We start from the raw sequence: 7,127 nt of genomic DNA on the forward strand, positions 1-7,127 counted from the left end.
CTATCAGCTATCAGCTATCAGCTATCAGCTATCAGCTATCAGCTATCAGCTATCAGCTATCAGCTATCAGCTATCAGCTATCAGCTATCAGCTATCAGCTATCAGCTATCAGCTAAAACTTTAAAGTGCTTCATTTTAAAAGCAAGTTTTATAACTTAAACATTAGCATTAAGTTATAAATACTGACAGGGAAATAAATGAGAAGGCAACGAGCTTCGAGTGACGAGCTGCGAGGAGCGGGTAAATGTAAATGCCTATAAATACGCGATATAAAATTGCTGCTACATCCTGATAGTTGCTTTTTTTCTCTAAAAGCGCAGCGTCTCTTCGCCCTCTTTGTGCAAAATTCACTAAAACTGTTTGAACAAAGAGAAGACAACGGGCTTCGAGTGACGAGCTGCAGCTACTGCTAAAACCTTTGACCTTTAACCTTTAACCTTTAACCTTTAACCTTTGACCTTTGACCTTTAACCTTTGACCTTTAACCTACTCTTTTAGCGCAGCGTCTCTTTGTCCTCTTTGTGAATAATGACCTTGCGCGGCATAAAGCTCCGCCTACAGTAAATTCAGAAGTTAACCATATCAGTAGGCGGGAGTTTACCTCGCGCATTTGTGTTTAATATCCTAGACCTGACGCGATATAAAATCGCTGCTACGAAAGGCACTTACTGCTAAAAACAATTTTTCACCACAGAGGGTTCCGAGGCGCTTTGCGCTACACAGAGCTAGATTGGTATTTTTTAAGCATTTCTCTGTAAACCCAGTGTTCTCGGTGGTAAATATTTTTTAAATTAATGACCTTGCGCGGCATAAAGCCCGCCTAAAATAAATTTAGAAGGTAACCATATCAGTAGGCGGAAGTTTACCTCGCGCATTTTAATCTGACATCTAAATCTAATTTCTTGTTTAAACACAGAGAAGTGAATGAGAGTAAATGAGAAGACAACGGGCTTCGAGTGACGAGCTGCGAGCTACTGCTAAAACCTTTGACCTTTAACCTTTAACCTTTAACCTTTAACCTGAAACCTAGGAACCTAAAGCCCGTAGCTCGAAACCCGTGGCCCGAATCTCACACCTAAATTTGAGGCATAAAAAAAGCCGCATAAAATGCGGCTTTGGGGGTTTAGTCTCACTTCACTTTGGGCGTGTCTCCAAAACTTAGTGAATACGTTACCAAGGAATTGTTTAAGACTAGATAGACTCTAGGGCAATTTTAACCATTTCGTTGAACGTGCTTTGACGCTCATCTGCAGGTGTTGCTTCGCCGGTGATTACATGATCACTGACGGTAAATAATGCCATTGCTTTTGCGCCGTATTCTGCTGCTACGCCGTATAAGCCAGCTGTTTCCATATCAACAGCGAGTACACCTAGTTTGTCTAGGTCTTTATAAAACGTGTCGTCTGCTTGATAAAAAGTATCGGTAGTAAATACGTTGCCTACTTTTGCATCAATACCTAAATCTTTAGCTGCATTTACGCCGTTTAAAAGTAGGTCAAAGTTAGCAATGGCAGCAAAGTCAGTACCACGAACGCGGGCACGATTTACGTTTGAATCTGTGCTTGCACCTTGTGCAAAAATTACGTCGCGAATTTTAATATCGCTACCAATACCACCACAGGTACCTATACGAATAATATTTTTAACGCCAAAACTAACAATAAGCTCACGAGCATAAATTGACATTGAAGGAATGCCCATGCCTGAACCCATAATGCTCACTGGCTTACCTTTGTAAGTTCCAGTAAAGCCGTACATGTTACGTACGCCAGTTACTTGCACTGCATCATCTAAAAAGTTTTCAGCAATATATTGTGCGCGTAGCGGATCGCCTGGCATTAATACTGTTTCGGCAAAATCACCTACGTTTGCACTGATATGCGGAGTACTCATTGATTGTTTTCCTTTTGTTTGGCTAAAAGCCCTATTACTTTAAAATAGCGAGCGTATTTCTAAGTTATTTAACTGTGTTCAGCTTATCAATAAAGCCATCACCATACTCTAACGCTTTAAGGTTAAACCATTGCGCAAGTGTTTGGCCAATATCGGCAAAGCTATTGCGTTCACCCAGTGGCGTGTTGTTCATTCCTGGCTGATAAGCAATAACTGGCACATATTCACGAGTGTGCTCTGACCCTGGAAAGGTCGGGTCACAGCCATGATCGGCGGTGATCATTAATAAATCATCAGGCTTTAGCTGATCTAAAATAGTGGGTAAGTAATCATCAAACTCTTTTAGCGCTTTAGCATAGCCAACAGGATTTCGGCGGTGACCAAACTTTTCATCAAAATCAACTAAATTGGTAAAAATTAAACTGTGATCCTGCGCAGTGGCCATCACTTCACTGGTTTTTTCTAGCAAGTTCATTAACCCTGGCGCTTTATGCTTTTGGGTAATGCCTTGGTGCGCATAAATATCTGAAATTTTACCAATACTGATTACTTCGCCACCGTCTTTTGCAAGTACATCAAGCAATGTTGGCGAAGGCGGTAATACTGAATAATCACGACGATTACCGGTTCTGGCAAAGTCTTGACTATTTGAACCCAAAAATGGCCGCGCAATCACTCGTCCTATATTCATTTCATCAAGCAGCGCCCGTGCGATTTCGCATACTTGATAAAGCTTCTCTAGACCGAATGATTCTTCATGCGCGGCTATTTGAAACACACTGTCAGCTGAGGTGTAACAGATTGGTTTACCTGTTTTTACGTGCTCTTCACCTAGCTGCTCTAAAATGGTGGTTCCCGATGCATGGCAATTGCCTAAAATGCCCGGAATACCTGTGCGAGCAATAAACTCGTCTACAAATTCTTGTGGGAAACTCGGTTGTGTTTTTGGGAAATATCCCCAATCAAATAACACTGGCACGCCAGCCATTTCCCAATGACCCGATGGCGTGTCTTTACCGCTTGAAAGCTCTTTTGCATAACCCCATGCACCTTGTGGCTCATTTCGGTCAGCAATTAAACAGGGTTCTTTACCAGCGGCTTCACATGCATCAACTAACCCTAATTTTGAAAGGTTAGGAAGCGAAAGCTTACTGCCAGTTTCGTCATAATATGCCTTGAGTAAATGTGCGAATGTATTAGCACCTACATCACCGAATTTATCTGCATCGGGTGCTGCGCCAATTCCTAAACTATCCGCCATTAAGATAATTGCTCTTGCCATTGTGACCTCACATCTGTTCTAGGTGGTTACTTTATCTGCTCTTCGATTTTTCCGTACAGGACATAAGTCCTGTTTCATAAAACCTAAACATTATAAATTTGCACTCTTAAGCGAAGCAAAAGAGATTAATCGTGTCTTTTTTGCTATTGTGATCTACCAACAATATATCCTTCTGTGTGGGTGAGAACTTTAGTGACACGAACTATTATAGCTATTGCAGGCGCATCGGCGTCCGGCAAATCTCTATTTAGCCAAACAATTTATAATGAATTGGTAAATGAGCTTGAACCAGGCGCTATCGCCATTATTGAAGAAGATGCTTATTACAAGGATCAATCGCATTTGCCGATGGCACATCGTACGCAAACGAATTACGACCATCCTGATGCATTTGAACACGAACTAATGCTTGAGCATTTAACACAACTTCGTAATGGCCACTCTGTTGAAGTACCAACTTATGATTATGCCCAACATACACGCAGCGATAAAACACGCCGTGTGGCTTCGGCTAAAATACTCATTGTAGAAGGTATTTTATTACTGAGCGATAAAGCGCTTAATAAAGAATTTGATATCAAGGTGTTTATAGATACACCGCTAGATATTTGTTTAATGCGCCGAATGCAACGCGACATGGAACAAAGAGGCAGAACATTACAATCTGTTGTTGAGCAATATCAAGCAACTGTTAGACCGATGTTTTATCAATTTATTGAGCCTTCAAAGCATAACGCTGATTTAGTTGTGACTCGAGGCGGTATGAATCGCGTTGCGATTGATATTATAAAAAGTAAAATAAAGTACATTTTACAAGAATAACAACGGGAAACGTTTGTATGACAACATTTATGAGCTTAGTAGGCATGATGGTGCTACTAGGCATTGCCTTTGCAGCCTCAACTAATCGCAAAGCAATAAAACTAAGAACCGTGGGTATCGCATTTTTAATGCAAGTGATTATCGGCGGATTTGTACTGTTTTTTGAAGCAGGCAAAAATGTATTAGCGAGTATGTCTCGCGCCGTTTCATCGGTTATTGGTTATGCCAACGATGGAATTAGCTTTTTATTTGGCCCATTAGCTTCGCAAGATACGCTAGGGTTTATTTTTGCAATTCAAGTATTGCCCGTTATTGTGTTTTTCTCAGCGTTGGTTGCTGTGTTATATCACTTAGGCATTATGGATTGGATTATTAAAATTTTGGGTGGCGGTTTACAAAAATTATTGAAAACCTCACGCACCGAGTCGCTTTCAGCCACAGCAAATATTTTTGTTGGTCAAACTGAAGCGCCTTTAATTGTTAAACCGTTTATTGCAACCATGACCAAGTCGGAATTGTTTGCCGTAATGGTTGGTGGTTTAGCCACCGTAGCAGGCTCTGTAATGGCCGGTTATGTAATTATTGGCGTAGACCTTAAGTATTTAATTGCAGCCAGCTTTATGGCGGCACCAGGTGGTTTCTTAATGGCAAAAATGATAGTGCCAGAGACAGAAACACCTAAAGATGATTTAGCCGAGATAGATTTAGGCGATGACAAACCGGTTAATGTTATTGATGCAGCAGCATCAGGCGCAGCAAACGGTATGCAGTTGGCACTTAACGTAGGTGCTATGCTACTTGCTTTCGTTGCGTTAATTGCTTTATTAAACGGTTTATTAGGCGGTATTGGTGGGTTGTTTGATTACCCTACATTAACGCTACAAGAAATTTTAGGCTACTTATTTGCCCCTGTTGCATGGTTACTAGGAGTACCGTGGAATGAGGCAATTATAGCCGGCAGTTTTATTGGTCAAAAGTTAGTGGTAAATGAGTTTGTTGCTTACTTAGACTTTATAAATTATCGCGATACGTTAAGTGCGCATACACAAGCAATTGTTACTTTTGCATTGTGTGGCTTTGCTAACTTATCATCGATAGCCATTTTACTAGGTGGATTAGGCGGTATGGCGCCTAGTCGGCGAAAGGATATCGCACGCTTAGGGCTCAGAGCAGTGTTAGCAGGATCTATGGCTAACCTTATGAGCGCAGCAATTGCTGGGTTTTTCCTCTCGCTAGCTTAGAAACTTAATGAGATGATCCATCTGTTGCAAAACAATAGGATAGCGCTTTAAGGGGTTAAAGCACTATCTGACTTGAACGATACTTCACCAAGGGCCGCAAGGCCCTTTTATCGTTTTAGCCCCCCTACTTTAAACCCTTTTAATATCTTCGTTAATTCTCACGTTCTCTCTACGATTAATACCAATTCGCTTAGTTAAGTAGTCTATTTTGAGGCTGGAAAACGCATTGATAGCAAGGCAGAAAATTGGCTATTTAGTTGTTCTCGGCAATTGCTCCTGCATTGCTCTACCTTCTGCATCCATGCAGTCGTAAATGAGAATTTTTTAACGCAGGTAGCGACACGTTTACCCCCGTAAAATGATTAAGTATTATTGCGGATTGGTATAAATTCAGCACAGTCAAAGTGTTAAAGTCATCAGAAAAAGTGGCCCAGAGGCTAACTAGCGGTGAAATGCTATGCGTTCAACTATGATGTCGGATAGCGATGAATTTAATTTTTAACGTAACGGTTAATATAAGGTTTATACTCAGATTCAGCTTTAAGTTGCTTTAATGCTTGATTAAAACGTTCCACCACCACGGGTGAGGCAGCCTTATTAAAACCAATATAATTGCCTTTTAGCTCATCTACATGAATTTGTTTAAGCTTTACTACGTCATCCCTTGAATAGCCAAATGGTTCAGTTTGGTGGCCTATGGTAAAGTCAGATCCAATAATTAAATCGATACGTTTTTTAAAAAACAGACGCATAAATGAGTCTGCTTCACTAAATAGCAATAAGTTTTTATCAGCTACAAACCCAAGTCGACGCACCAGCATTTCATAAATATCGCCTCGTACTATGCCTAGCGAGTAGTTTTTAGCTTGGGTGATATCGTCCATGACAATATGTTCACTGGTTTTTAATTTATAAAAATAGGTTTGATTTGACACCAAGGGTCCAACCCATTTAAAAAGAGGCTCTCGCTCTTGCGTTTTTGCCAAAGAAAAAATGGCTGACTGCGGGTTACTTTGCACTAAGTGGTAAGCACGCTTCCAAGGTAGCATTATAAACTCGCACTCTAGCGCTGCACGGGCACAGGTATCTTTTACTATGTCATGATTGATACCCACCAATTGGCCAGTGCCATCTTGAAAGTTATACGGAGGAAAACTTTCGGTATAAATAACCAGTTTAGGCTCAGCAGCCTGAATTTTTTGGCTAAATAACAGCGCAAAAGCTAATAGTATAAATTTATAGATACACACCCCCTATGATTTAAGTAATAACTTTAACCTAGAAAACTCGTAGAGACTATTAATTTATAACGCTGTCTGTAATGTTAAAATAGCAGATGACTTAAATAGAAATAAAATGACGGGAATGTTAAAGCGGTGGTGTAATATTCTTAAATTTTGGGCACAAAAAAAGCGCCTTAAGCGCTTTTTTTCTATTTTACTTAAAAAGTAAAATTATAGAGCTGTGATGTTATCAGCTTGAGGACCTTTTTGACCTTGTGAAAGAGTGAACTCTACACGTTGGCCTTCAGCTAAAGTTTTGAAACCTTCGCTTTTGATTGCTGAGAAATGTGCGAAAACGTCTGGACCGTTTTCTTGCTCGATGAAACCAAAACCTTTAGACTCGTTGAACCACTTAACTGTACCTGATACGATGTTAGACATAGTATTATTCCTGATATAAAAATTAAATTGTGCCCTAGTGGGCGGTGTAGCAAAAAATGAGATGGTACTTAAAAACTTCAGGACGGTACTACAAGTATTACTTATACAACAACGAAATGGAGATTTATAAATTACATGCTTTCTTTCTAGCTGCGGCCTACTATATAGAGTTACAGTGACAAGTCAACCTTTTATGCAATTTAATTAATAAAATAACGCTCGTAA

Annotated in this window: 6 protein-coding genes; 2 read left to right on the forward strand and 4 right to left on the reverse strand. The window is 40.2% G+C overall.

What is annotated here, in order from left to right; translation table 11 throughout:
* Window positions 1–1,191: 1,191 nt before the first annotated feature.
* Both deoD and P20439_RS11640 read right to left on the reverse strand, forming a co-directional pair.
* Window positions 1,192–1,893 (reverse strand): purine-nucleoside phosphorylase, encoded by a 702-nt coding sequence (gene deoD, locus P20439_RS11635; protein ID WP_008467024.1) that lies wholly within the window; start codon window positions 1,891–1,893, stop codon window positions 1,192–1,194.
* 64 nt (window positions 1,894–1,957) lie between these two features.
* On the reverse strand, window positions 1,958–3,175 hold the full coding sequence (locus P20439_RS11640; protein WP_008467026.1) for a phosphopentomutase: 1,218 nt from the start codon (window positions 3,173–3,175) through the stop codon (window positions 1,958–1,960).
* 192 nt (window positions 3,176–3,367) lie between these two features.
* Here P20439_RS11640 and udk point away from each other — a divergent pair, with 192 nt between their 5' ends.
* Both udk and P20439_RS11650 read left to right on the forward strand, forming a co-directional pair.
* Window positions 3,368–3,997 carry a uridine kinase gene (gene udk / locus P20439_RS11645; protein WP_008110733.1) on the forward strand — a complete coding sequence of 210 codons (630 nt, stop codon included), beginning with the start codon at window positions 3,368–3,370 and terminating at the stop codon, window positions 3,995–3,997.
* Between the two features lie 17 nt (window positions 3,998–4,014).
* Window positions 4,015–5,238, forward strand: coding sequence for a NupC/NupG family nucleoside CNT transporter (locus P20439_RS11650; protein ID WP_008110735.1), 1,224 nt, complete (start codon window positions 4,015–4,017; stop codon window positions 5,236–5,238).
* 491 nt (window positions 5,239–5,729) lie between these two features.
* Here P20439_RS11650 and P20439_RS11655 read toward each other — a convergent pair whose 3' ends face one another.
* A complete protein-coding gene (locus P20439_RS11655; RefSeq protein ID WP_008110737.1) occupies window positions 5,730–6,488 on the reverse strand; it encodes an ABC transporter substrate-binding protein in 759 nt (252 codons plus the stop codon).
* 204 nt (window positions 6,489–6,692) lie between these two features.
* Complete coding sequence (locus tag P20439_RS11660) at window positions 6,693–6,902, reverse strand: cold-shock protein (protein WP_008467029.1); 210 nt, start codon at window positions 6,900–6,902, stop codon at window positions 6,693–6,695.
* Between the last annotated feature and the right edge of the window lie 225 nt (window positions 6,903–7,127).

Origin of the sequence: Pseudoalteromonas sp. BSi20439 (assembly GCF_000241165.1) — a bacterium.
GTDB lineage: Bacteria > Pseudomonadota > Gammaproteobacteria > Enterobacterales > Alteromonadaceae > Pseudoalteromonas.